Origin of the sequence: Bacillus sp. MRMR6, assembly GCF_001940785.1 — a bacterium.
Taxonomy (GTDB): domain Bacteria; phylum Bacillota; class Bacilli; order Bacillales; family Cytobacillaceae; genus Neobacillus.
This window is the reverse complement of the sequence record NZ_MSLS01000001.1, coordinates 154,261-178,223: the sequence shown is the minus strand read 5'-3', so window position 1 is coordinate 178,223 and position 23,963 is coordinate 154,261. Positions and strand designations below refer to the sequence as shown.

The 23,963-nt window shown below is 37.1% G+C and carries 29 protein-coding genes; 10 read left to right on the top strand and 19 right to left on the bottom strand.

Annotation, left to right across the window (positions count from 1 at the left end; all coding sequences use genetic code 11):
• Positions 1 to 45: 45 nt before the first annotated feature.
• Positions 46 to 1,251 (bottom strand): FtsW/RodA/SpoVE family cell cycle protein, encoded by a 1,206-nt coding sequence (locus BTR25_RS00955; RefSeq protein ID WP_075685224.1) that lies wholly within the window; start codon positions 1,249 to 1,251, stop codon positions 46 to 48.
• A 171-nt stretch (positions 1,252 to 1,422) separates the two neighbouring features.
• Positions 1,423 to 1,704 (bottom strand): Fpa/YlaN family protein, encoded by a 282-nt coding sequence (locus BTR25_RS00950; RefSeq protein WP_139311156.1) that lies wholly within the window; start codon positions 1,702 to 1,704, stop codon positions 1,423 to 1,425.
• A 171-nt stretch (positions 1,705 to 1,875) separates the two neighbouring features.
• On the opposite strand from BTR25_RS00950, the gene BTR25_RS00945 reads away from it, so the two are divergent.
• Positions 1,876 to 2,373, top strand: coding sequence for a molybdopterin-binding protein (locus tag BTR25_RS00945; RefSeq protein ID WP_075685220.1), 498 nt, complete (start codon positions 1,876 to 1,878; stop codon positions 2,371 to 2,373).
• Between the two features lie 45 nt (positions 2,374 to 2,418).
• Here the strand turns inward: BTR25_RS00945 and BTR25_RS00940 are convergent, their stop codons facing one another.
• A complete protein-coding gene (locus BTR25_RS00940) occupies positions 2,419 to 3,747 on the bottom strand; it encodes a PhoH family protein (RefSeq protein WP_075685218.1) in 1,329 nt (442 codons plus the stop codon).
• 197 nt (positions 3,748 to 3,944) lie between these two features.
• On the opposite strand from BTR25_RS00940, the gene BTR25_RS00935 reads away from it, so the two are divergent.
• On the top strand, positions 3,945 to 4,529 hold the full coding sequence (locus BTR25_RS00935) for a YhcN/YlaJ family sporulation lipoprotein (protein ID WP_075685216.1): 585 nt from the start codon (positions 3,945 to 3,947) through the stop codon (positions 4,527 to 4,529).
• A 35-nt stretch (positions 4,530 to 4,564) separates the two neighbouring features.
• On the opposite strand, the gene BTR25_RS00930 is transcribed toward BTR25_RS00935, so the two are convergent.
• The gene (locus BTR25_RS00930; RefSeq protein ID WP_075685214.1) at positions 4,565 to 5,020 is read right to left on the bottom strand and encodes a pyridoxamine 5'-phosphate oxidase family protein; all 456 of its coding nucleotides are present in this window, start codon (positions 5,018 to 5,020) and stop codon (positions 4,565 to 4,567) included.
• 167 nt (positions 5,021 to 5,187) lie between these two features.
• On the opposite strand from BTR25_RS00930, the gene BTR25_RS00925 reads away from it, so the two are divergent.
• A complete protein-coding gene (locus BTR25_RS00925) occupies positions 5,188 to 5,388 on the top strand; it encodes a YlaI family protein (protein WP_075685212.1) in 201 nt (66 codons plus the stop codon).
• Positions 5,389 to 5,428: 40 nt separating this feature from the next.
• Here the strand turns inward: BTR25_RS00925 and BTR25_RS00920 are convergent, their stop codons facing one another.
• From BTR25_RS00920 to typA, 3 genes are read right to left on the bottom strand one after another with little or no spacing between them, the layout of a single operon-like run.
• Positions 5,429 to 5,722: a hypothetical protein gene (locus tag BTR25_RS00920; RefSeq protein ID WP_075685210.1), complete on the bottom strand. Its 294-nt coding sequence runs from the start codon at positions 5,720 to 5,722 to the stop codon at positions 5,429 to 5,431.
• Positions 5,722 to 6,030, bottom strand: coding sequence for a YlaH-like family protein (locus tag BTR25_RS00915; protein ID WP_075685208.1), 309 nt, complete (start codon positions 6,028 to 6,030; stop codon positions 5,722 to 5,724). The genes BTR25_RS00920 and BTR25_RS00915 overlap by 1 nt, the downstream gene beginning before the upstream one ends.
• A gap of 16 nt (positions 6,031 to 6,046) precedes the next feature.
• Positions 6,047 to 7,885, bottom strand: a complete 1,839-nt coding sequence (gene typA, locus BTR25_RS00910; protein WP_075685206.1) for a translational GTPase TypA — start codon at positions 7,883 to 7,885, stop codon at positions 6,047 to 6,049.
• A gap of 177 nt (positions 7,886 to 8,062) precedes the next feature.
• Here typA and BTR25_RS00905 point away from each other — a divergent pair, with 177 nt between their 5' ends.
• Positions 8,063 to 8,248 carry a YlaF family protein gene (locus tag BTR25_RS00905; protein WP_075685204.1) on the top strand — a complete coding sequence of 62 codons (186 nt, stop codon included), beginning with the start codon at positions 8,063 to 8,065 and terminating at the stop codon, positions 8,246 to 8,248.
• 37 nt (positions 8,249 to 8,285) lie between these two features.
• Here the strand turns inward: BTR25_RS00905 and BTR25_RS00900 are convergent, their stop codons facing one another.
• Both BTR25_RS00900 and BTR25_RS00895 read right to left on the bottom strand, forming a co-directional pair.
• Positions 8,286 to 9,086, bottom strand: a complete 801-nt coding sequence (locus BTR25_RS00900) for an inositol monophosphatase family protein (protein ID WP_175596676.1) — start codon at positions 9,084 to 9,086, stop codon at positions 8,286 to 8,288.
• Positions 9,087 to 9,253: 167 nt separating this feature from the next.
• Positions 9,254 to 9,448, bottom strand: coding sequence for a hypothetical protein (locus BTR25_RS00895; RefSeq protein WP_075685200.1), 195 nt, complete (start codon positions 9,446 to 9,448; stop codon positions 9,254 to 9,256).
• A gap of 182 nt (positions 9,449 to 9,630) precedes the next feature.
• Between BTR25_RS00895 and BTR25_RS00890 the strand changes: the two genes are divergently transcribed.
• Positions 9,631 to 10,263, top strand: a complete 633-nt coding sequence (locus BTR25_RS00890; RefSeq protein WP_075685198.1) for a YktB family protein — start codon at positions 9,631 to 9,633, stop codon at positions 10,261 to 10,263.
• Between the two features lie 34 nt (positions 10,264 to 10,297).
• On the opposite strand, the gene BTR25_RS00885 is transcribed toward BTR25_RS00890, so the two are convergent.
• Positions 10,298 to 10,570 carry a UPF0223 family protein gene (locus BTR25_RS00885; RefSeq protein ID WP_075685713.1) on the bottom strand — a complete coding sequence of 91 codons (273 nt, stop codon included), beginning with the start codon at positions 10,568 to 10,570 and terminating at the stop codon, positions 10,298 to 10,300.
• Between the two features lie 224 nt (positions 10,571 to 10,794).
• Between BTR25_RS00885 and BTR25_RS00880 the strand changes: the two genes are divergently transcribed.
• Entirely contained in the window at positions 10,795 to 12,267 is a 1,473-nt protein-coding gene (locus BTR25_RS00880) for an aminotransferase class I/II-fold pyridoxal phosphate-dependent enzyme (RefSeq protein ID WP_075685196.1), read from the top strand.
• Between the two features lie 128 nt (positions 12,268 to 12,395).
• Here BTR25_RS00880 and BTR25_RS00875 read toward each other — a convergent pair whose 3' ends face one another.
• Positions 12,396 to 12,518: a GapA-binding peptide SR1P gene (locus BTR25_RS00875; RefSeq protein ID WP_075685194.1), complete on the bottom strand. Its 123-nt coding sequence runs from the start codon at positions 12,516 to 12,518 to the stop codon at positions 12,396 to 12,398.
• 163 nt (positions 12,519 to 12,681) lie between these two features.
• A complete protein-coding gene (locus BTR25_RS00870; RefSeq protein WP_075685192.1) occupies positions 12,682 to 12,981 on the bottom strand; it encodes a DUF3055 domain-containing protein in 300 nt (99 codons plus the stop codon).
• Between the two features lie 148 nt (positions 12,982 to 13,129).
• Here BTR25_RS00870 and BTR25_RS00865 point away from each other — a divergent pair, with 148 nt between their 5' ends.
• A complete protein-coding gene (locus tag BTR25_RS00865) occupies positions 13,130 to 13,564 on the top strand; it encodes a DUF1885 family protein (protein ID WP_083652213.1) in 435 nt (144 codons plus the stop codon).
• 30 nt (positions 13,565 to 13,594) lie between these two features.
• Here BTR25_RS00865 and BTR25_RS00860 read toward each other — a convergent pair whose 3' ends face one another.
• The 6 genes from BTR25_RS00860 to BTR25_RS00835 all read right to left on the bottom strand — a co-directional run bounded on the left by BTR25_RS00860 (position 13,595) and on the right by BTR25_RS00835 (position 19,998).
• Entirely contained in the window at positions 13,595 to 13,834 is a 240-nt protein-coding gene (locus BTR25_RS00860) for a hypothetical protein (RefSeq protein ID WP_075685188.1), read from the bottom strand.
• A 132-nt stretch (positions 13,835 to 13,966) separates the two neighbouring features.
• Complete coding sequence (lpdA, locus tag BTR25_RS00855; protein WP_075685186.1) at positions 13,967 to 15,376, bottom strand: dihydrolipoyl dehydrogenase; 1,410 nt, start codon at positions 15,374 to 15,376, stop codon at positions 13,967 to 13,969.
• A 3-nt stretch (positions 15,377 to 15,379) separates the two neighbouring features.
• Complete coding sequence (locus BTR25_RS00850; protein WP_075685184.1) at positions 15,380 to 16,702, bottom strand: dihydrolipoamide acetyltransferase family protein; 1,323 nt, start codon at positions 16,700 to 16,702, stop codon at positions 15,380 to 15,382.
• An 82-nt stretch (positions 16,703 to 16,784) separates the two neighbouring features.
• Complete coding sequence (locus BTR25_RS00845; RefSeq protein ID WP_075685182.1) at positions 16,785 to 17,762, bottom strand: alpha-ketoacid dehydrogenase subunit beta; 978 nt, start codon at positions 17,760 to 17,762, stop codon at positions 16,785 to 16,787.
• A 3-nt stretch (positions 17,763 to 17,765) separates the two neighbouring features.
• On the bottom strand, positions 17,766 to 18,881 hold the full coding sequence (gene pdhA / locus BTR25_RS00840; protein ID WP_075685180.1) for a pyruvate dehydrogenase (acetyl-transferring) E1 component subunit alpha: 1,116 nt from the start codon (positions 18,879 to 18,881) through the stop codon (positions 17,766 to 17,768).
• Between the two features lie 454 nt (positions 18,882 to 19,335).
• Positions 19,336 to 19,998: a YkyA family protein gene (locus tag BTR25_RS00835; protein ID WP_075685178.1), complete on the bottom strand. Its 663-nt coding sequence runs from the start codon at positions 19,996 to 19,998 to the stop codon at positions 19,336 to 19,338.
• A 199-nt stretch (positions 19,999 to 20,197) separates the two neighbouring features.
• On the opposite strand from BTR25_RS00835, the gene def reads away from it, so the two are divergent.
• The gene (def, locus tag BTR25_RS00830; protein WP_075685176.1) at positions 20,198 to 20,752 is read left to right on the top strand and encodes a peptide deformylase; all 555 of its coding nucleotides are present in this window, start codon (positions 20,198 to 20,200) and stop codon (positions 20,750 to 20,752) included.
• Positions 20,753 to 20,779: 27 nt separating this feature from the next.
• Here the strand turns inward: def and BTR25_RS00825 are convergent, their stop codons facing one another.
• On the bottom strand, positions 20,780 to 21,550 hold the full coding sequence (locus BTR25_RS00825; RefSeq protein WP_075685174.1) for a Cof-type HAD-IIB family hydrolase: 771 nt from the start codon (positions 21,548 to 21,550) through the stop codon (positions 20,780 to 20,782).
• 486 nt (positions 21,551 to 22,036) lie between these two features.
• On the opposite strand from BTR25_RS00825, the gene BTR25_RS00820 reads away from it, so the two are divergent.
• Together BTR25_RS00820 and rnjA are read left to right on the top strand one after the other, a co-directional pair.
• On the top strand, positions 22,037 to 22,249 hold the full coding sequence (locus BTR25_RS00820) for a DNA-dependent RNA polymerase subunit epsilon (RefSeq protein ID WP_075685172.1): 213 nt from the start codon (positions 22,037 to 22,039) through the stop codon (positions 22,247 to 22,249).
• Positions 22,250 to 22,252: 3 nt separating this feature from the next.
• The gene (gene rnjA / locus BTR25_RS00815) at positions 22,253 to 23,920 is read left to right on the top strand and encodes a ribonuclease J1 (protein WP_075685170.1); all 1,668 of its coding nucleotides are present in this window, start codon (positions 22,253 to 22,255) and stop codon (positions 23,918 to 23,920) included.
• Positions 23,921 to 23,963: the final 43 nt, after the last annotated feature.

Here is a 23,963-nt window from a genome sequence, read left to right as displayed (position 1 = left end):
TATCTTTTTTTCTAAAAAACGCAAGGAATTTAGCGATTCCTTGCGTTATGTACGAAATTGATATACATTTCTTTCTCGTTGGTTTATTTTGTTTTCTGTGTCTGGTTGTTTTTGATCATATTTCCTTTCATAGTTAACGTATCTTGAGATATTTACCAAGATACCTGCGGCAATGGCCAGTTGAAGGAGTGAAGAGCCACCGTAGCTAACAAACGGTAGCGGGACACCTGTAAGCGGGATAACACCTGCTACCCCTGCTAAATTAATGAAGGATTGAATCCCAATCATACTTGATATTCCAATTGCCAATAAGGCTCCAAAAGGTTCCCTGCACTGCAGCCCAAGATAAATCCCTCTTAAAACAATGTAGCCGAGGCAAATAATCACAAAGCTAACACCCCAAACACCTAACTCCTCTGCAATAATCGCCATAATGAAATCTGTATGTGCTTCAGGTAAGTAACCGAGTTTTTGAATACTCTTGCCTAATCCTAAACCATTTACCCCACCTGAACCTATCGCTATATAAGAGTTTGCTAGATGAAAGCCTGTGTTTAGTTCATCTGCGAACGGATTACTTAAAACGGTGAATCGAGCCAAACGTATTTCAGAAAATATTGCATCTTGTAAGGCAATAATAAACGGAACAACAATAATCGCCGTAATCAAAACTAATTTCATGATGTTTTTAAAATTCATTCCTGATGAGAGGATAATCATAGTTCCAATTAATGCAATAATTATTGCAGTTCCGAAGTCAGGCTGGAAAGCTATTAACGCACAGACTATGATTAAATAAGCTAAAGGCGGGAGTACACCTTTGTTAAACTGGTTAATGTATGCCTGCTTTTTTGCGTAAACAGCAGACAAATAAATAATGACAAATAGTTTTACAAACTCAGCAGGCTGTAGACTAAAACCAAAGATTTTAAACCAGCTTTGGGCATTACCCGCAACATGTCCAAACATAAATAAACCTAATAGCCCTAAAACAGAAGAACTAACCATAAAGATTAAGAACTTAGTATTTTTCATAAACTTGTACGGAAGTAAGGCGAAGAAGGTAAAAGCCACCGCGGCTACTCCTAGAAATAACTTCTGCTTTTGAAAAAAGTGATCACTCGGAACCTTATACCATTGAACAGCCCAAGCCATACTTGCACTATAAATCATAACTAGTCCAAATAATGACAGAAGGATCATTACAATAATTAATGTGAAATCATATGATTTTAGTTTCTTCATTACCATAAATGTTTACTTCCTCATTTAAAATTGATATTAATGCTATTATAATAGAAATTTCACCAGAATACTTGAGGAAAAGGTTACTGTGTAATGATTTTTTGTTATAAAAAAATTCAGAAAGTTAAAACAGGTAATAAAAAACTCAAACAGTCTTTTGTGTTTGAGTTTTTTCTATTATTTTCTTATGGATGCCTCATGAAGCGCAGATAATTCTCTTTCAAGTTTATCTAAGATCGCTTTTCCATCCTTGACATCGATTAAACCTAATTTAACAGCAAATTCTATCTCTTTTGATAATCCAAACATTTGCGTGTCCAATACCTCTTCATAAAGAGGGCATTGAGGCATCGTGAGATTATCCATTTGCACTTTAATTAGCTTTAGTATTTTTTCAGCGTCAGCCTGTAATAAGGCATATGCTTTTTCCTGGTGATTTACAACCATTTCAGACGCCAACATTGATCCCCCCATTTCAGAGCGATTAACAACTTATCTTTAAATTTTACCTTTAACAATTGAAAATTGCAAGAAAATAAACATAAATGGATGAATAATGAGGATACTTTATCTATGACATCCTTCTCATAACAGGTTATACTTTTAATGTTACGAACTGGAGGAATGAAGATGGAAAATATCATTATACTATCAGGTGAGGTTAAATTTTCAATCACACTTGATCCTGGAGTTTGGATTTTTGATGATCGAAAAATTGATTTAAATACTTATTTTATCAATAAGCATGAGGAAGTAAATAGTCTAGAGGACTATACGAAGGCAGTATCAAAACATTGGGACCGTGAAATCATAGAAGGCGCAATTTATCCGCCAACTTTAAAAACCGAGAAGAAGTTTGAAAAGGAAAAAATCTTAACCGGAACCTTCGGCATTCCATTTAAACCATTCTTGCAAAATGCAGAACCTACTCAAACAGCTACAAAGATCATCATAGTGAGTAAAAATGGAGAACAACAGATGCCCCTAGAAGAAGCAGCAGAGCTGATATTAGGGTTCTCAAAAGATGGTAAACCCCTGACTGATAATGGGCCTGTTCATGTATATTATGGAGATGGCTCAAATCATTTAAATCCAATAAAAGAAGTAATACAATTTAAATTTGTATAAGGTAAATAACGGGTGCCCAGAGTGGGACCCGTTTTATTGTTAAAATTAAAGTAAGTCTGCTGCTAATCTTGCTAAGCCTGACCTTTCTCCCTTTAGTAATTTTACGTGTCCAGAGATCACTTCGTTTTTAAACTTTTCAACCACAAAGGTTAGGCCATTATTATAGGCATCAAGGTAGGGATGGTCAATTTGTTCAGGGTCACCCATTAAAACAATTTTGCTGCCCTCCCCAACACGAGTTAAAATTGTTTTCACTTCATGTTTTGTAAGATTCTGTGCTTCATCAATGATAATAAATTGCTTTGGTAAACTTCTACCCCGAATATATGTTAGTGCTTCTACTTCAATTGAGCCCATTCCTGCTAAAATCGCATCAAGTTCACCTGGTTTTTTTGTATTAAATAAATATTCAAGATTATCATATATTGGCTGCATCCAAGGTCGCAGCTTTTCCTGTTTTTCCCCTGGCAGGAAGCCAAGATCCTTACCTACGGGAACAATTGGTCTTGCTACCAACAGCTTTTTATATTCTCTACAATCCTCTGTTTGCATAAGTCCCGATGCTAAAGCTAGCAAGGTTTTTCCAGTACCGGCTTTCCCTATTAAGGTAACAAGTGGTATATCCTTACGAAGCAATAACTCAATCGCCATTGTCTGCTGTACATTTCTTGAGTGAATGCCCCAGACATGATCTTGGTTGATTACAAGTTTTTTCACCTTTTTACCAGTTTTATCAACCATTCCCAAAGCTGATGCAGAACCTCCAAGTGCATCTCTAATGATTAAGAATTGATTTGGATAATAAGCGTTCTTACCACATTCAGATAGTAGAATTTCACCTTGATTATAAAAACGATCTAACAATTCCACGGTTAAAAACACTTCAAGAAATCCTGTATATATATGGTCTATCTCCACAACCCGATCACTTAAAAAATCCTCTGCTGTCAAACCGATTGCATCTGCTTTCACTCTGACTAGTGTGTCTTTACTAACTAGTATAACCGGCTTCCCATTCTCCTTCATTTGCTCTTCCGTATACAAATTTTTAGCAACTGCGAGTATACGGTTATCATTTGTTTTTTCGATAAAGATATCCTGCAGTTCATGAAATGAACGATGATTTAACTCAATTCTAATGCTTCCGCCATTTTCTAGCGGGATTTTCTCATGAAGCTTCCCTGCTCCACGCAGGCCATCAATTAATCTTGAGACATGGCGGGCGTTCCTGCCTATTTCATCCATGTACCTTTTCTTTGAGTCCACTTCTTCAAGAACTACAGCTGGAATTACAACTTCATTATCTTCGAATGAGAATATGGAATACGGGTCTTGTAACAAGACGTTTGTATCTAACACGTATATTTTACTCAAAGCAACGCCTCCGCTTTCTCTAGTTTGAGGTCTTTTACCAGTTTTAAGGGGACCTTTTACTAGATTGGACTTTGATTAAAATATATGTTTGTTCGAATAAAGATAGAAGAATTTCCGCACAATAAATGTATATTAACAATGAAAAATTAGAGATAGTAATCATTTGCTATTCACAAGTCTCATGGAGGTGGGTTTAAATGAAAAAAACCATTACGCTAGTATTAGTAATGTTCTTCCTAGCCGGATGTAACATCACTGATAATTCCGCACAAACAAATGACAAGCAATCATCAATAAACGTAAGGAATACTAACATTGAAGAAGTCGACCGAAAAACAGGGCAGGAGATTTCAAAACGATTAGTGGAACTCGCTACTAGTATTCCTAATGTAAATGATGCAACAGCAGTGGTATTTGGCAGGTATGCGATAGTTGGTATTGATGTGAACGGAAAAATTGAGCGCTCTCAGGTAGGAACAATCAAATATTCCGTTGCTGAGAGTTTGAAGCAAGACCCTTATGGGGCGAGAGCAATTGTGGTAGCTGATGCTGATACGAATGAACGATTAAAAGAAATACAAGGTGATATCCAAAAAGGCAGACCAGTCCAAGGAATCATGGAGGAGCTTGCAGATGTTGTTGGTCGTTTAATACCTGAAGTTCCAGGTGACATGGTTACCCCGACACCACAAACAACCGAAAAACAAAAGAGAACGCTTCCGAAGGACCAACAAGAGGAATTAGACGAAAAACAAGATAAACAATCCAATCATCATAAATAATAATAGCCTGCAATCAAAAAAGCTTAGCCAGTGGACTAAGCTTTTTTGATTGCATCCATAACTTGTTTATCAAGTTTCGCAGCAGCATCTTTATCATAAGTTTTATCATATTCTGGTTCTGTAACTATTTTTGAACCATAAAACATGACGTCTCTCACTTCGTTAATACCGATCTCCACTAAAGCCAGTTTTAATGGAACATCCTTTAACCGTTCTTCTTTAACAAAAGCCGTGCCAGTTATTGAATATGTAGACTCGTTGGCAATTATGTTAATAACCGCAAGTTTATTATTTAATACATTTTGGATGATTCTTGAACGATTATCCACGGCAAAGCGAATGGTATTTTCATCCTTCGCACATACCCATGAAATTGCACTAACATTTGGACCACCTGTTTCATGATCGATTGTTGCTAAGGTAACGAACCTTTCCTTCTGGAGTTCGTTAAACAGTGCACTAGTGAGCTTAGGTTCTACTTGATTTGCCATATTTTCAACCCCTTTTCTGTAGACTCTGTGCTGTTAAAACTAAACAGACAACTTCATCTTACTATTATCTGTTTTTCAGAGCAAATCAGGAGCCCAATTGATTCCCCTAGCATCCCTCTGTCATGATATACTATAATAAACATTAGATATCTGATTTGAGGTGTAAAATGAGAGTAAAATGTGTGATTTGCGATAAAATTGAAGGAATCGAGGATCAATCATTAGTAGCTAAACGCCTTCGGAACCGCCCCATTCATACATATATGTGCGACGAATGCAGCACTCGAATATCTAATAGAACCAAAGATAGAGTTGACACAGGAAATTTCAGGCTTTTCCGTGCACGCTCTGAAAAAGACGAATGGTAAATTAAAGATAAAAAAGCCCACATGAATAATGTGGGTTTTTTTATTCTTCAATCGGAAAGTTACAATATTTATCCGGTTCTTGATTGATTTGATTAAGCATAACCTCAATTAAATCACGTGGAAATCGTGCCTTCTTACTCTCGCCAGTCTGAACATATGAAACATAGTACATTTGTTCATCGGTTGAAATCTTAATATCAAGTAAATGATGTTCGCTCGTTAAAATTTCATCAAAGAGGTCTAACGTCTCTCTTGCTGCCGTATCATCTGGACGAGCATCGCATACAACCTTGATTGTAAGCCAATTATAAAGCGCATCTTGAACGGAATTCATTACTTACCCTCCGCTATTTTGCTTTGGTGTAAGCGAACTTTATAAATAATTAAGATTAAGGCTGCAACCACCAGTCCCTCTGCAATAGGTAAAAATACACCTAATGCAGTAAGAACCGTACAGCCAGCACTCAAGAAAATATAAATCATAATCGATTTTCCAAAGGGCAATTTTTTAGCAAAACCAAGTTTATAAACAAGGATGGAGAGACCTACAATAGTCAAATATAGAAGCCACATTCCTAGTTCAGGTTGTTCCGTTACGTTGTACAGTGCAGGGAAAAATGAAAGCCGCTCTGCTACATTCACGCGCAAAACCTCCAAATTAACTCATTTCAGCAAGTTTTTTCTTCTTAGTAACTCTTTCACGTTCATTTTTTTCTAAAATCTTTTTACGTAAACGGATTGATTCTGGTGTGACTTCACAGTATTCATCTTCGTTCAGGTACTCTAAAGACTCCTCTAATGTCATGATACGTGGTTTTTTGATAACTGACGTTTGATCCTTATTAGCTGAGCGAATATTTGTCGCCTGTTTAACTTTTGTGATATTTACAGTAATATCATTTTCACGAGTGTGCTCACCAACAATCATACCTTCGTATATTTCCGTTCCTGGTTCAACGAAAATAGTACCACGGTCTTCAACGTTCATTATACCATATGTGGAAGCTTTTCCGGATTCCATTGAAACTAGAACTCCTTGACGGCGTCCTCCAACTTGACCTTGAACCAAAGGCTGATAACTATCAAATGTGTGATTAATAATCCCGTATCCTCGAGTCATCGTTAAGAACTCAGTTGTATAACCAATTAACCCACGTGCTGGTACATTAAATATCAATCGCACTTGACCAGAGCCATTATTGATCATATCAATCATTTCACCTTTACGAGCTCCAATCGATTCCATCACCGCACCTGTATGTTCTTCAGGAACGTCAATTTGTACTCGCTCAACAGGCTCACAACGAACACCATCAATCTCTTTCACAATGACCTCTGGCTTGGAGACTTGCAGCTCATATCCTTCACGACGCATGTTTTCGATTAAAATGGATAAATGAAGCTCTCCACGGCCAGAAACAATCCAAGCATCAGGTGAATCTGTATTTTCAACACGTAAGCTAACATCGGTTTGCAATTGTGCCAAGAGTCTTTCTTCAATTTTTCTAGAAGTTAAATATTTACCTTCTCTACCTGCAAATGGACTATTGTTTACCACGAAAGTCATTTGTAGTGTAGGTTCATCAATCCTTAGAACTGGTAATGCTTCTTGATGTTCAATAGGACAAACGGTTTCACCTACGTTGATATCTTCCATACCAGATACAGCGATTAAGTCCCCTGCTTTTGCTTCTGTAATTTCCTCACGTTTTAACCCAAAGAAACCAAAGATTTTCGTAACACGGAACTGTTTAACAGAACCATCTATTTTCATCAGTGCAACTTGTTGACCAACCTTCATGGTACCGCGGAATACACGGCCAATCCCAATTCTGCCCACATAGTCATTGTAATCAAGCAAGGCTACTTGGAACTGTAAAGGCTCTTCACGGTTGTCAACGGGGGCTGGGATATGTTCTACGATGGCATCATATAAGCATTGCATGTTTTCATCTTGTTTTTCTGAATCAGTGCTTGCAGTACCATTTATTGCTGAAGCGAAAATCACTGGAAACTCAAGTTGATCCTCATTGGCATCTAATTCAATAAACAAATCAATTACTTCATCAATTACTTCAAGCGGACGGGCAAAATCACGGTCAATTTTATTAACGACCACAATCGGTGTTAGGTTTTGTTCCAAAGCTTTTTTAAGAACAAAACGTGTTTGCGGCATCGTTCCTTCGTAAGCATCTACAACCAGTAATACACCATCAACCATTTTCATGATACGTTCAACCTCACCGCCAAAGTCGGCATGCCCAGGAGTATCAAGAATATTGATTTTTGTGTCTTTATATTGGATTGCTGTGTTCTTAGCAAGGATTGTAATACCACGTTCCCTTTCTAAGTCATTTGAATCCATCGCACGCTCTTCTACGTGTTCATTTGAACGGAACGTCCCGGATTGCTTCAACAACTGGTCAACCAAAGTCGTTTTTCCATGGTCAACGTGGGCGATGATCGCAATATTGCGAATATCTTCTCTTAGTTTCAAAAAATTCACTCCTACCTCTATTTAAAAAATTTAAGCTAACTATAGTTTCCCATATACAACTAAAACATTATACCATAATTAAAGTGGAAACCTATACGCATTTTATGTAGAATATACTATAAAATGGTTCACAGCTACAAAATAGGAAGATTTCTCATAAAAAGGGGTTTTATTTTCATGAACAATATTAAGTGGATTTTTATTTTATATGCCGTTTTAACCGCTATTTTCATAATGGGTATAGGAATAGCAATTGGAGTTCAAAGCGTTGTAGGTGTAATTGGTTGTATAATTGCTGTTATATTAGTCATCGGATTAGGTTTTAAGACAAAAGCAAAAATGCGTACAAACGGAGAATTATAAGAAGCCTTATTCAGGCTTCTTTTTTATTTATTCATTCTTACCATTTCCCATCCTTTAAATAATCAGATAAGATGACCCGATGAAGACCGGATTTTGCAACTAGCAGAGAGTCGTTTGTAAGGAAATCTAGCTTTTCTCCCCGTAAATTAGTGACCATACCTCCTAATTCTTCCACTATAATTGAGCCAGCTGCAACATCCCACGGCGATAGCCGCATTGAAATGTAAGCGTCGACCCTTCCAGTTGCCACAAACACCATCTCGAGTGCAGCAGTACCATATGATCTAGTACCTCTAACTGCTTTTACTAAAGGAATCATAAGGTTATGGTCTATACGGTGGTTTTCCATTACCCATGTTGCATTTACAGCAAGAATCGCATCCTGGACGGACGTTTCTTCTAGTGATGGTATAATCTTCCCATTCATGTAGGCCCCTTTACCTTTAATGGCATGATACATCTCATCATGAGCAACATCAAAGATTATACCAATTTTCCCAATGCCATTTTCATATACACCAAGAGAAATAGCGAAGTTTCGTTGTTGATGAATAAAATTCATCGTGCCATCTATAGGATCAATAATCCAAACAACCCCATCTAAATTAATTAAATTGTCACCTAACCCTTCTTCACCCAAGATTTTATGGGTTGGAAAGGTCCCTCTTATCTTTTGAATAAAAAACTGTTCAATATCTTTATCAATATCCGTAACTAAATCGTTACGATTTGATTTTGTTTCGATATTTATTGTCTTATGAAAGGAAGATCGGATTCTTTCGCCCGCTTCAATTGTCCATTGTTTTGCAAGTAGATCTATGTAATCCCAGTCCATCAAACTCCCTCCATTTCATTTAGTTATTCTAAATCCATTATAATATGTGTAGAGCTGAAGGCAAAATAATAAACGAACTCCATAAATTCTGATAAGAGTTCGTTTTAGATTTTAAGATTAAACATTATTTTTCTTCCCAACTTTGATACCCCTTTGATATATATTAAGGATCAAAGAGCCTTTAAACGCATTAACTCTTGACGAATCTTTTCTAATTTTTGCTTACATTCTTTTGTCTTCTTCTCATTTTTCTCTTCAATTGCCTCAAATAATGTGGCAAGTTCATAATCCATTTCTAATCTTAAAACAGCCGTTCTCTCTTTTTCTCCCACTTTTTTTAAGGATGTGTTCATTAATTGTTTCATGTTAATCCTCCTTTCTAAATTTTTATTTCACTTACTTTTCTGACTATTTTTACTGATATAATATGAGCCACCATGCAAGGTTGCAACAAATTTGTGTGTTAACCTAGATGAGCAATGAATTTTAACAGAATATGATATTATGCTACAATTATTGACAAGACCATTCTGTGGAGGTAGTGAAAATGACGTTTAATGGCTTTACAAATGAAGACTTTGATGTTTTTCAAATAGATGGATTAGAGGCTAGAATGGAAGCCCTTAAAGAAACTGTTCGGCCAAAATTAGAAATGCTGGGACAATATTTTGCTTCCACTCTAACGTCCTTAACGGGAGACGAAATGTTTGTTCATGTTGCCAAACATGCACGGCGGACCATCAATCCTCCAAAAGACACCTGGGTGGCCTTCGCAAATAATCCAAGAGGTTATAAAATGCTTCCACATTTCCAAATTGGGCTTTGGGATACTCATCTATTCATTTGGTTTGCCGTTATCTACGAAGCACCTCAAAAGCAAGAGATTGCGAGTAGACTTATTAAAAGTTTAAATAGAGTGTACCGTGATATCCCTGAAGACTATGTCTGGTCATTGGATCATACAAAAGCAGAGTCCTCTATTCATGGGCAGCTTACAAAGGATCAGCTGCTTGCTTACTTTGAAAGATTGGAAAACGTCAAGAAAGCGGAAATCCTCTGCGGGTATGAAATTAATCGTGATGATGTAATCCAACTTGGTGCTGATCGACTAATAAAGCAAATAGATGAAGTATTTTCTAAAGTCGCACCTCTTTATAAAACCGCCTTAAATATAAAATAGGAAAAAACCCCGAACAGAGTTCGGGGCTTTTTAGTTACTTCATCATTATTTTTTCTTCCGCTAAAGCATCTTTTGCTTTTTTTAGCACACGATAAGCAGAATAACCACTGATTTCCTCAAATTCACTGCATAGTGTTTTCTCTTCTGCTTTACTTGGCACGATTTCTTTAAATCGACGATAGACCAACATTAATCGTTCTCGATCAATTCCTTTTTCATATGCCGTTTCGATTGTTTCATAAAATTTAATGACATCAACAATTTCATCGGTCGACCAATGATAATCAATTGGGTATTGATACTCCATTTCTTCACCTTCTTCATAGTTCATAGATGTATCATACATCTATGTTCCCCATTTTTCACGGATTTGTAAGGGTAATATTCCTGTTTTTTTGGGAAACTAAGGTGTAGCAAAAAAAAGGTAGGACCTGCGATAAATAAATCTTTGCAAGCCAAAGCTTTAGTGCTATAATTCATTTGTTTTATGTATATAGAAGTATTTTTTCATTAAAGAGGTGTGTGTATAAATTGTCTCAAAATCAAACACCGTTATTTAGCGGTTTATTAAAACATGCAAAAAATAATCCAGTTCAATTTCATATCCCTGGTCATAAGAAGGGGGCAGGAATTGATCCTGAATTTCGTAATTTCATTGGTGATAATGCTCTGTCAATTGACTTAATTAATATTGGTCCATTAGATGATCTCCATCAACCAAAAGGAATGATAAAGGAGGCTCAGGATCTAGCTGCTGAAGCCTTTGGGGCAGACCGTACTTTCTTCTCCGTGCAAGGAACCAGTGGTGCTATTATTGCGATGATCATGGCAGTCTGCGGACCTGACGATAAAATTATCGTCCCAAGAAATGTTCATAAATCCGTTATGTCTGCCATTGTTTTTTCTGGAGCCATTCCAGTGTTTATTCATCCTGAAATTGATAAGGAATTAGGGATATCCCATGGTATTACAACTGAATCAGTTGAAAAAGCATTACATCAGCATCCAGATGCAAAAGCTGTTCTAGTTATCAATCCCACTTATTTCGGTGTTTCTGCTGATTTAAAGAAGATTGTAGAAATTGCACACTCACATAAAGTCCCAGTCCTAGTTGACGAGGCACACGGGGTCCATATCCATTTCCATGATGACCTTCCACTTTCAGCAATGCAGGCAGGCGCTGATATGGCTGCCACAAGTGTTCATAAACTAGGAGGGTCGATGACACAAAGTTCCATCTTGAATGTGAAAGAGGGGCTAGTATCTGCTAAACATGTTCAGTCCATTTTAAGTATGCTTACCACCACATCCACATCCTATTTATTACTAGCATCACTTGATGTTGCTCGAAAACAATTAGCAACTAAGGGTAAAGATTTAATTGATAAAACCATCAATTTGGCTCAATCCATTAGACATCGAATTAATGAAATTGACAATTTACATTGTATTGGAGAAGAAATACTTGGCTCAAAAGCAACGTTTGACTACGACCCAACAAAGCTTATTATATCTGTAAAGGATTTAGGGCTGACTGGGTACAAGGTTGAAAATTGGTTAAGAGAAAAGCACAATATAGAAGTAGAGATGTCGGATCTTTATAATATACTTTGCATTATTACTCTCGGGGATACTGAAGAAGAGGCAGGTCAATTGGTTAATGCCTTGAAAGAGCTATCCGATGAAATGAAAGACCGGACTGAAAAGGTAGAGCCAATTGAAGTATTACTTCCAGACATACCTCTTCTAGCATTAACACCTCGCGATGCTTTTTATGCAGATACAGAGGTAATCCCTTTTGTCGAATCAGAGGGTAGAATTATTGCGGAATTTATCATGGTTTATCCGCCTGGCATTCCTATATTTATTCCAGGTGAAATCATTACGAAAGAGAACCTGCATTATATTCAGAAGAACCTAGAGGTCGGACTCCCAGTGCAAGGGCCAGAGGACGATGAAATCAAGCAGATTCGAGTGATTAAAGAATATAAAGCAATCAGGTAACCATTAGAAAAACTTCGCATCAGAAAGTCCTTAAGTCAAGCGCATTGGTTATTCTAATACTTTCCTATTAGCTAAAAAATAAAGGATTCCACTGATGGAATCCTTTTTACTTTATAGGTAAGTTAGTTTTATACTTCTTCTTCTGAATGATTTCCATCGCAGCAATTACATCTTGAATAAAGAACCGTTACTTTTTCATCTTCGAAATGATCAATTGTTGAATCACATGCTTGACATACAATTGTACCCATCTGTTCAATCCCCTTTTCATTATGAATAGTAACAATTTGAAAGCGTTTAGATATCCTTAAATTTATAATAATATAACACATTGGATATTTCAAGCCTAAATTGTATGTCACAATTAATTTTTTTCATATAAAAAAAGGCCTAAACAGGCCTCTTCCACATATATTATTCATATTGGGTAACAAATGGTATTTGAGGAAGTGTCTCGCTGAAAAATTCTGCTAGGCCTGCTGCTTGCTGCTTATCAGGAATCCGGAAAATATTTTGAAGGTATTCTATGTCTTCAATATCTTTTGGATCGAGGAGAGTTGAACGGCCGGTTTGCATACAGACTACAAGAGGTTTGCCAAAAAACATATTGGTGTAAATAATTCCAAAGTCATATCTAGTATGTTCAGTAGTAAAACCAATAAACCTTACTTTTACATTTTCATGCTCATCATACAACTTATCAAACAGTTCCATACAGATCCTCCTTTTCGCTAAATATTTAGAATATTATTATAATTCATTATTCCTAAGTTAACAACAACATTTATCACTTAGTGTTGTCATAGTCGTTTTTTCAATGCTAGAATAGAATTACTTACAAGGGACTTAAGGGGGAATGGTTATGGCTGAAAACGCCTACATTAAGCTTGTACCTGCTGCTGCAGTACAAACAATTACAACGGATGAAATAAAGGAATTTTTTTATTACTATAAAAACATCACAGAAAAAACCGGCAGTCAACTAGGGTGGAATTATCAAGACTCGGCATTTCCATATGAGATAAAAGAGACAGAGGAAGGAAAAGGAAATTGGTTTTATTTACATTCTAAAGATGATCGATATTATGCCATATTAATTGGTTTCGATAAAGAATTAATACGGCATGAAAACGGAGAAGAAAAAGAACAGTCTTACATACAGATTACTCTTCCAGAACAGTCAACTTTTGGAGATAAAGGCAAGGCTAATGAATTTTGMAAGTTTTTAGCTAAGAAATTAAAAGCAGAGCTCCACCTATTCAATGAGAGAATCATGTATTTCTATCCAAGAAAATAATTTTAAAACCACTCCCAAATAGGGAGTTTTTTAAATTAATAACAGCAGTGAATAATGAATAGAAGTATAAATGAGTAAACTTGATGTTGTAATAAAGAACGATTTACCGATTGATTGCACTAACTTATTAGCAATGATAAATGCAATATAAAAAAAAATAAAAAACATCATAACTTTATAAATTAGTTGATCATGATTAGACAGCCATTCAATTAATGTAAAACCACTCCAAATGATAAATTGGAGGATCACTGTCAAATATATTCTCATATCATCACCACTCACACTTGTCTCTATTTTATAATTCAGTATATGAATGATAGTCGTTAGATATATGTATATTGCCTCAAAAATAAGAGAGCCCTTTCGGTAAACGAAAGGACTCTCTATTTGCATATATCATTACTTAATAATGTGGATTGGGCTGCCTAATGCTACTTCAGCGGCTTCCATTGTAATTTCACCAAGAGTTGGATGGGCATGAATAGTAAGTGCTAAGTCTTCTGCTGTCATACCTGCTTCAATTGCAAGACCTAATTCAGCAATCATATCTGACGCACTAGGACCAGCAATTTGGCCTCCAATCAATACTCCATCTTCTTTACGTGTTACTAGCTTAACAAACCCCTCTGTCTGATTCAGTGCGAGTGCACGACCATTAGCAGCGAATGGGAATTTAGCTGTAACCAGTTCAATGCCTTCTTCTTTAGCCTGCGCTTCCGTATAACCTACAGATGCAAGTTCTGGATCTGAGAATACAACCGCCGGAATTCCAAGGTAGTCAATTTCAGATGGATGTCCTGCAATAGCTTCTGCAGCAATCTTTCCTTCATATGACGCTTTATGTGCTAGAGGTGGTCCTGGAACGATATCACCAATGGCATAAATGTTGCTAACATTCGTGCGGCATTGTTTATCAATTGTAATAACACCTCTATCGGTCATTTCCACACCAGCTTGTTCAAGACCTAATTCATCTGTGTTCGGTCGGCGTCCAACCATTACGAATACATAATCTGCTTCTACAGTTTTGACTTCACCTTTTACTTCATAGGTCACTGTTACAGCATTTTCAGTCTCTTCTACACCTTTTGCTAAAGCTTTTGTAATAATTTCGGCGCCTTTTTTCTTAAGATTACGACTTACAAGTGTTGACATTTGCTTCTCGAAACCATTAAGGATTTCATCAGCACCTTCTAAAATGGTTACCTTTGTTCCAAAGGTTGCATATGCGCCGCCAAGCTCTGTACCAATGTAACCTCCGCCAATCACAACAACTCTTTCCGGTATCTCTTTTAATGCTAGAGCACCTGTTGAATCGAGCACCCGATTCGTATATTTAAATGCCGGAAGCTCAATTGGACGAGAGCCCGTTGCCACAATCGCATTCTTAAAAGTATATGTTTGTGCGGAATTTTCACCAATTACCCTTAAGGTATTTGCATCTACGAAATAGGCTTCACCACGTGCTATTGTCACTTTATTACCCTTTAGCAGACCTTCTACTCCACCGGTAAGTTTTTTCGTGACACTTTCCTTCCATTTTTGGACCTTTGAAAAATCAACTGTTACATTATCAGCCATTATACCGATATCATCAGAATGCTTCGCAGTTTCGTATCGATGACCAGCAGCAATTAGCGCTTTGGAAGGGATACAACCAACATTTAAGCAGACACCGCCTAAATTTTCTCTTTCAACGATTGTAACCTTTTGACCAAGCTGCGCTGCCCGAATTGCTGCAACGTAACCGCCAGGGCCGGCACCAACTATAATAGTATCTGTTTCAATTGGGAAATCTCCAACTACCATTTCTTACGCCTCCATTAACAATAGTTCTGGATCGTTCAATAATCGCTTAATGTGGTTCATTGCATTTTGAGCTGTTGCACCGTCAATCATACGATGGTCAAAGCTTAATGATAATGCAAGTACAGGCGCAGCAACAATCTCACCGCCACGTACGATTGGTTTTTCTGCAATTCGACCAACACCTAAAATCGCAACTTCTGGATGATTGATTACCGGAGTAAACCATTGTCCGCCAGCAGAACCAATATTTGAAATTGTACATGAAGCTCCCTTCATTTCATTTGGAGCTAATTTTCCATCACGTGCTTTACCAGCTAATTCATTAATTTCATTTGAAATTGTAAATACAGATTTACGGTCAGCATCCTTAACAACTGGAACTAAAAGACCTTTCTCAGTGTCAGCAGCGATACCAATATTATAGTAATGTTTATGAATAATTTCATTTGTTGCATCATCAAGAGATGTATTTAACGCAGGGAATTCACGTAATGCACTTGTTAATGCTTTTACAATATAAGGTAAGAACGTAAGTTTAATTCCCTTCGCAGCAGCAACTTCCTTAAACTTCTTACGGTGTGCAACAAGTTTTGTTACATCTATTTCATCCATTAAAGTTACATGTGGAGCTGTGTGCTTGGAATTTACCATAGCTTTAGCAATGGCTTTGCGAATACCACTCATCTTTTCACGAGTTTCTGGGTATTCTCCTTGAGGAATAGCAGCAGCCTTTGGTATCTCAGTTTTTGCAGCTTCTACTGCAGCTTCATTTCCTGCTTGTGCGGTTGTTTGTTCTGTTGGTGCCGCTGTTGTACCACCCGCTAGGAAGGTATCGATATCACTCTTCATAATACGGCCATTTTTACCGGTTCCAGCTACTAAAGAGATTTCTACTCCTTTATCCCGTGCATACTTACGAACACTAGGCATAGCAATAATACGTCGGTTCGGATCCACCTTTGCTTGTGGTGGTGTACCTACACCTGCAGCAGGAGACTCTTGTTTAGTCTCAGGAGCTGGTGTTGACACCTCTGGCTGTGGTGTTTCATCACCGTGGTCGTCACCTTTAAATTGTAGATTTTCGTAACCTGGTGCATCAAAGGTCACCAATACTTGTCCTACAGTTGCAACCGTACCTTCACCAATCAATACTTCGAGAACCGTTCCTTCTACCGGGGAAGGAATTTCAACCACGGCTTTATCATTTTGTATTTCGCAAAGAACGTCATCTTCCTGAATTTTATCGCCAGGCTTAATGAACCATTTGACAATCTCGCCTTCATGAATTCCTTCACCGATGTCAGGCATTTTAAATTGAAATGACACTGTGACTCATCCTCCTAATTTGCAATTATACTGGCTAATCTTAAGAAATAGCTGGAAACAGGGAGCCTGTTTCTCAATATTTCTAGAAGCTTAATACTTTTTTCGCTGTTTCCAAAATATCTTTATAGTTAGGCAGCCACGCTGTCTCTGCTTGTGAGAAGGGGTAAATGGTATCGGCCGCAGCAACACGTAATACTGGTGCTTCAAGGCTTAAAATTGCACGATCATTAATTTCCGCAACCACGTTAGCTGCAATACCTGCTTGTTTTTGTGCCTCTTGAACAACAATAGCACGTCCAGTTTTTTCAACTGAAGCAATAATTGTTTCAATATCTAGTGGTGCAATCGTACGAAGGTCGATAACTTCCACTGAATGTCCCTCTTTAGCAAGCTCCTCTGCAGCCTTTAATGATTCATGAACCATTGCACCATAAGTAATAATGGACAAATCAGTTCCTTCACGTTTCACATCTGCTTTTCCAAGTGGAATTGTGTATTCTTCTTCAGGTACATCCTGGCGGAAAGCACGATATAACTTAAGATGTTCTAAGAAAATAACAGGGTCATTATCACGGATTGCTGAAATCAACAAACCTTTTGCATCATACGGCGTAGATGGAACAACTACCTTTAATCCTGGAGTTTGTGCCATAAGCCCTTCTAGGCTGTCAGAATGAAGTTCAGGTGTATGTACCCCGCCTCCAAATGGAGACCTTACCGTAATTGGCATATTATATCGGCCGCCTGAACGGTAACGCATCCTTGACATTTGCCCCGCAATGCTGTCCATTACTTCAAATACAAACCCAAAGAATTGAATTTCAGGGATTGGACGATATCCAGTTAAAGAAAGTCCAATTGCTAGACCGCCAATACCAGATTCAGCTAGAGGAGTATCGAAAACACGCTCTTCACCAAATTCTTTTAACAAACCTTCTGTAGCACGGAAAACACCGCCGTTAACACCAACGTCTTCTCCGAATAATAAGGTTTTAGGATCATTTCTCAGTTCAGTACGCAATGCATCCGTAATTGCTTGAATCATTGTCATTTGAGCCATGATTTACTTCGACTCCTTTGCTTTATAAATTTCAAATTGTTCTTTTAAGTTATGTGGCATTTCCTCATACATAAACGACATTAGATCAGTCACCTTCTGCTTAGGTGCAGCATCTGCTTGTTTGATAGCCTCTTTAATATCATCTTTAGCTTTTTCAATTACTTCATTTTCTTTTTCCTCGCTCCATAACTTCTTCTTTTCAAGGAATTTACGGAAACGAACTAGTGGATCCTTCTTTTCCCACTCATTATCAAGGTCAGCAGTACGATAGCGAGTAGGGTCATCCCCTGCCATTGTATGAGGACCATAACGGTAGGTTAAGGTTTCAATTAATGTAGGACCTTCACCATTAATTGCTCGTTCACGTGCATCACGCGTTGCAGCATATACAGCTAAAGGATCCATTCCATCAACTTGGATTCCTGGAATACCCGCAGCAACAGCCTTTTGAGCAATTGTTTTTGCTGCAGATTGTTTTTCTACAGGTGTAGAGATTGCAAAGCGATTATTTTGGACGATAAAGATAGCTGGAGCCTTAAATGCACCTGCAAAGTTCATTCCTTCATAAAAATCCCCTTGAGACGCTCCACCGTCACCCGTATAAGTGATTGCAACAGATTTTGCCCCGCTCTTCTTCATGCCAAGAGCAACACCAGCTGCCTGAATAATTTGAGCACCAATAATAATTTGCGGAGAAAGAACATTTACTCCCTCAGGAATTTGGTTGCCCTTGAAGTGTCCGCGCGAGAACAAGAAGGCTTGATAAAGCGGCAAACCATGCCAAATTAACTGTGGAACATCACGATAGCCAGGTAAAATGAAATCTTCTTTTTCTAATGCAAACTGAGAAGCTAATTGTGATGCTTCCTGTCCTGCAGTTGGAGCATAGAATCCTAAACGACCTTGGCGGTTTAATGAAATAGAGCGTTGGTCTAAAATCCGTGTATAAACCATACGGCGCATTAATTCCTGCAGCTGTTCATCACTTAGCTCTGGCATTGCTGCTTCGTTTATGACTTCACCTTCTTCATTTAATATCTGAAGAGTTTGAAACTGTTCTGATACTGTCTCAAGTACTTTCTTCGCATCAAGTTTAGCGTTCTGAGTTTTAGATGCCATTTTCGTCACATCTTCCTTTCTTATCAATACAGAATGTAATAAAGTAATTCCACCTTGTTAGAATACCCAAAAAACATTAAAAGACCGTTAAGTTGTACATTAACTTTTACTTGTTTTACGTCATTAGAACAAGTGGATGATAAATCCTTAGATTTCTGGCATATCTTGTTTTTATTAGCTTTCCAAATATGGACAAACCTAAAACATTTATTCTATTGCCATTAGCTATCTACTTCTGTACCATAATTTCAAAAAAAAATAATAGTACAATAAATATTTTCATAATGAGTTTACAACAACTATTTATCTTCGTCAATTACTAAGTCTTATTAATTTACAACACGTAGATGATAATAAATTAATGGTAAACTTTGATTGCTGTATCACTAGTTTTAGCTCACTGTTATACCGGTATATTTTTAAAATACAAAAAAAAGGCTTAAGTGCCGATTTTTCAATTTTCTTCTATTTTAAATCCAGCTTTTTTATAGAAGGCTATCTTTTTGTCATTATACTCTGTTGTATATTGATTAAATCTTTCATTTGTATCAGAAATCTTCCCATACAGCTGATTTAAATCCGCTATTAATGCTTCAAGCTTTTCATAAGAAATATCTTCTTCCTTGAACATCAAATATAATTCCTGATCTTTAGCCAATGCCTCTAAATATTGATCAGCCAATTCTGAATGTACTTTGTAGCGCTGCATCATTAAATCGTATAAGTCATCAGCAAACTGCTTCTGTTCATTATTTCTAATGTCCTCTTTTATAGTAGCTATTTTTTTGAATTCTTCTTCCGCGGTTTGTAAACTATCTACTTCTGTTTGAAGATGTTTGCGCCGCTCTTCAACTAAAGGCAGGGCTTCATCCGAAAGCTTAGTGATTTCTGCATGGTTTTTCATACCTATTGCCATTATCTGATTATATATTTCCTTCTCTTGCTTTTCTAGCGAAACAAGTGGTTCTTGCTGTTCTTCGAATGCTTTTTCCAAATCCACAACATTTTCTAGGACCTCATACATTTCTTCAACAGCACCTTGCTGATTTACACATCCTGATAAAACTAATATGCAGACAACTAAAAATAATATGATGCCAGAATAGCCAAATTTCAAAACCGATCAGCTCCCTTACTTTAACACCTCTACTATATCGATAGTTTAGGTTTTTGACAATATCTTCTATTGCATGCATGTTTGTTCATGTAATATTCATATTAATTAATTTCTTTTATTACATTAACTTTTTTGGTTTAGTCTGTTAGACTATTGAATAGCAATGTCTTAAGATGAAAAACAGGAGTGAATTAAATTCATGTTAATGATGGATGATATCATTCGCGATGGCCACCCGACACTGAGAAAAGTAGCAACAGAAGTCTCCATGCCGCCATCAGAAGAAGATGAAAAAATTCTTAACAGCCTTTTAGAATATGTAATAAATAGCCAAAACCCTGAAATTGCAGCGGAATATGGGTTACGACCAGGTATTGGCTTAGCAGCACCACAAATAAATGTTTCAAAACGGATGATTGCTGTTCATCTCCATGATAATAAGGATAACCTTTATAGTTATGCTCTGTTTAACCCCAAAATTATTAGTCATTCGGTCGAAAAAGCTTATTTGCAATCTGGAGAAGGATGCCTCTCCGTAGATGAGAATATTCCCGGGTATGTCCCTCGTTTTGCCCGGGTTACAGTTAAAGGCACTACTATAGAAGGTAAGGAAATAAAGCTTCGTCTAAGAGGTTTACCTGCCATCTGCTTCCAGCATGAAATTGACCATTTGAACGGGGTAATGTTTTACGATTACATCGATAAACAGGACCCTTTTAAACCAATTGAGGGTGCTATTGAGATTGAACGATAAAAGAACCGGCCTATAAGCCGGTTCTTTTTAGATTAATTCTAATTTCTTCAATCCATTCCATATTCCATCTTCAGAGACATCACTTGTAATCAAATCGGCAATCTCTTTAGCTTCTTTAACACCATTCCCCATTGCGACACCTGTCCCGACCGCCTGGAGCATCTCTAAATCATTTAATCCATCTCCAAATGCAAACACATCTTTAAGCTCAAAGCCCAAACGGGAAATCATCTTTTTAATTCCTTCAGCCTTTGAACCACCCTTAGGTAGAATATCAGTAGAATACTGATGCCACCTGATAAAGTCAAAATGGTCAAATTTATCTAGGTAATACTTTTCATCCCGTTCCTCACAGAAAAGCAATGTCTGGTAGATATCTCGTTCAAACAAGAATGATTCATCTTGGAGCGGAGGCGGCAGGAGCAGGCTGCTGATACTCGTTTCAACAAACGGATGATTCGCAATAGTTGCTTTCATCGTTTTGTCTGTCAAATATACTAAAGGATGGTTGTTTTCTTTTGCATCTTCTGACAGAGTTTCTAAATTTTGTTGGTCTAGCGGCTTTTTATAGATTACCTCATTTTCAAACACAACAAATTGCCCATTGAAGCTTACAAATGAATCAATATCCAATTCCTTAATTAAACTTGTAAACATAAAGGGAGCTCGTCCAGTGGCAATGGCAACGAACACTCCCTTTTCTTTTAATAAATGAATTGCTTTTTTCGTGCTTGCTGGGAGATTTTTATCGTGATCTAATAGTGTTCCATCTATATCAAAAAAAACGATTTTCTTCAATTTCAAGTTCACTCCTTTTTCCGTTAACTCATCGTTAAACACTAAACCTTTCAATAATTATTGTCAATTTTCTTATCTGTCACATTAATTCCAAGATTATCCATGAGAAATTTAGCAAATATCTCATATAATAATAGTAAAAAATCCCTTATTTTTAAAAAAACTTCATGGCTTGCTTTACATTGGACAAGGATCGTATAAAATAAGAAGTAAGGAGATGATCCACTATGTTAAAGAAGCTAAGAAAGAAGCTCTTAAAACAGTGGAAAGATTTACTACGAAAAAAATCCATTGCTTAAATCAAACTTTTGAGCCCTTCAAAACTTGCGAAGGGCTCCTTCATTATTGTAAATTTAATATTAGTGATCTCTTACATATTTTTTCAAACAAATAGTTTCCTCATATGGTGAAAATAGAAATTAAATGAAAAAGATGTAATTATCTTATATAATAGAAAAGTTATGATTATTAAGGAGCGATATTGTTATGGTATTTAAAGTATATTATCAAGAGACAATCAACCAAGTCCCTATTAGGGAGAACACTAAATCCTTATACTTAGAGGGAAGTTCAGTAGGGGAAGTTCGAAAAAAAATAGCTGACCGGAACTTTAACATTGAATTCGTGCAAGAAGTAACTGGTGCCTATTTAGAATATGAAAAGCAAAATAAAGACTTTAAAGTATTGGAGATTGGATAATTTATGAAATTTGTAAAAAATGACCAAACTGCGGTTTTTGCCCTAGGCGGTCTAGGTGAAATCGGCAAAAACACTTATGCAGTTCAGTTTCAGGATGAGATTATTTTAATTGATGCTGGCATAAAGTTCCCAGAAGATGAACTTTTAGGTATTGATTATGTTATTCCTGATTATACGTACTTAGTAAAAAACCAAGAGAAAATAAAGGGATTATTTGTTACACACGGACATGAAGATCATATCGGTGGAATCCCTTACTTATTACGTGAAATAAACATACCAATTTATGGCGGTAAACTTGCGTTAGGTTTAATAAAAAATAAACTAGAAGAGCACGGATTATTAAGAACAGCAAAACTGATTGAGTTTAAAGAAGATGATATTATTAAGTTCCGCAAGACTTCGGTAACTTTCTTCCGAACAACTCACAGTATTCCTGATTCATATGGAATTGTGGTAAAAACTCCGCCTGGACAAATTGTCCACACAGGTGATTTTAAATTCGATTTCACACCTGTTGGAGAACCTGCCAACTTAACAAAAATGGCTGAAATCGGTAAAGAAGGTGTGTTATGTCTGCTATCTGATAGTACTAACAGCGAAATACCTGATTTTACTATGTCAGAACGTAGAGTTGGCGAAAGTATTGACGATATATTTAGAAAAGTTGATGGGCGGATCATTTTTGCGACCTTCGCTTCTAATATTCATAGACTTCAACAAGTTGTAGAAGCTGCTGTAGCAAATGGAAGAAAAGTTGCTGTATTTGGACGCAGCATGGAAGCAGCGATTAACATTGGTCAAGAATTAGGCTATATCAGCGCTCCAAAAGAGACATTTATCGAGGCAAATCAGATAAATCGTTTACCGGCAGATAAGGTAACGATTCTTTGTACCGGAAGCCAAGGGGAACCTATGGCAGCCTTGTCAAGAATTGCTAATGGAACTCATAGACAAATTCATATTATTCCTGGTGATACGGTTGTATTTTCATCTTCCCCGATCCCTGGAAATACAATCAGTGTAAGCCGTACGATTAATATGTTATTTAGGGCAGGAGCAGAAGTCATTCATGGAAAACTAAGTGACATCCATACTTCTGGACATGGAGGTCAAGAAGAGCAAAAGCTAATGCTTCGCTTGATTAAACCCAAGTTTTTTATGCCAATCCATGGTGAGTACCGTATGCAGAAAATGCACGCAAAGCTTGCTGTCGATTGCGGAGTTGAGGAAGCAAACTGTTTTTTAATGGATAATGGTGAGGTATTAGCACTCTCAGAAAACAGTGCACAGGTTGCAGGTAAGATTCCATCCGGGTCTGTCTATATTGATGGAAGCGGTGTTGGCGACATCGGAAATATCGTGCTTCGTGATCGAAGAATTCTTTCTGAAGAAGGATTAGTTGTGGTAGTCGTTAGTATTAATATGAAGGAATTTAAAATTGCATCTGGCCCTGACCTAATTTCGAGAGGCTTTGTTTATATGAGAGAATCTGGGGATTTAATCAATGATGCGCAAAACCTAATCACAAAACATTTAAACAAAGTAATGGAACGAAAAACTAGCCAATGGTCAGAGATCAAAAATGAAATTACAGACACATTAGCTCCTTTCCTTTATGAAAAAACAAAACGCAGACCAATGATTCTGCCGATTATTATGGAAGTATAAAAAAGCGGAGCGCCTAGGCGCTTCCGCTTTTCTATTTGCCTAG

Excerpts from the sequence above, each read along its gene's own strand:
- BTR25_RS00890 (WP_075685198.1), top strand. The coding sequence starts at position 9,631 with ATGACGTTTAATGGCTTTACAAATGAAGACTTTGATGTTTTTCAAATA.
- BTR25_RS00930 (WP_075685214.1), bottom strand. The coding sequence starts at position 5,020 with ATGGCAAATCAAGTAGAACCTAAGCTCACTAGTGCACTGTTTAACGAA.
- BTR25_RS00925 (WP_075685212.1), top strand. The coding sequence starts at position 5,188 with ATGAGAGTAAAATGTGTGATTTGCGATAAAATTGAAGGAATCGAGGAT.
- BTR25_RS00920 (WP_075685210.1), bottom strand. The coding sequence starts at position 5,722 with ATGAATTCCGTTCAAGATGCGCTTTATAATTGGCTTACAATCAAGGTT.
- BTR25_RS00860 (WP_075685188.1), bottom strand. The coding sequence starts at position 13,834 with ATGAGAATATATTTGACAGTGATCCTCCAATTTATCATTTGGAGTGGT.
- rnjA (WP_075685170.1), top strand. The coding sequence starts at position 22,253 with ATGAAATTTGTAAAAAATGACCAAACTGCGGTTTTTGCCCTAGGCGGT.
- BTR25_RS00895 (WP_075685200.1), bottom strand. The coding sequence starts at position 9,448 with ATGAAACAATTAATGAACACATCCTTAAAAAAAGTGGGAGAAAAAGAG.
- BTR25_RS00870 (WP_075685192.1), bottom strand. The coding sequence starts at position 12,981 with ATGGAACTGTTTGATAAGTTGTATGATGAGCATGAAAATGTAAAAGTA.
- pdhA (WP_075685180.1), bottom strand. The coding sequence starts at position 18,881 with ATGGCATCTAAAACTCAGAACGCTAAACTTGATGCGAAGAAAGTACTT.
- BTR25_RS00935 (WP_075685216.1), top strand. The coding sequence starts at position 3,945 with ATGAAAAAAACCATTACGCTAGTATTAGTAATGTTCTTCCTAGCCGGA.
- BTR25_RS00945 (WP_075685220.1), top strand. The coding sequence starts at position 1,876 with ATGGAAAATATCATTATACTATCAGGTGAGGTTAAATTTTCAATCACA.
- BTR25_RS00875 (WP_075685194.1), bottom strand. The coding sequence starts at position 12,518 with ATGGGTACAATTGTATGTCAAGCATGTGATTCAACAATTGATCATTTC.
- BTR25_RS00820 (WP_075685172.1), top strand. The coding sequence starts at position 22,037 with ATGGTATTTAAAGTATATTATCAAGAGACAATCAACCAAGTCCCTATT.
- BTR25_RS00885 (WP_075685713.1), bottom strand. The coding sequence starts at position 10,570 with ATGGAGTATCAATACCCAATTGATTATCATTGGTCGACCGATGAAATT.
- lpdA (WP_075685186.1), bottom strand. The coding sequence starts at position 15,376 with ATGGTAGTTGGAGATTTCCCAATTGAAACAGATACTATTATAGTTGGT.
- BTR25_RS00905 (WP_075685204.1), top strand. The coding sequence starts at position 8,063 with ATGAACAATATTAAGTGGATTTTTATTTTATATGCCGTTTTAACCGCT.
- def (WP_075685176.1), top strand. The coding sequence starts at position 20,198 with ATGTTAATGATGGATGATATCATTCGCGATGGCCACCCGACACTGAGA.
- BTR25_RS00845 (WP_075685182.1), bottom strand. The coding sequence starts at position 17,762 with ATGGCTCAAATGACAATGATTCAAGCAATTACGGATGCATTGCGTACT.
- BTR25_RS00955 (WP_075685224.1), bottom strand. The coding sequence starts at position 1,251 with ATGGTAATGAAGAAACTAAAATCATATGATTTCACATTAATTATTGTA.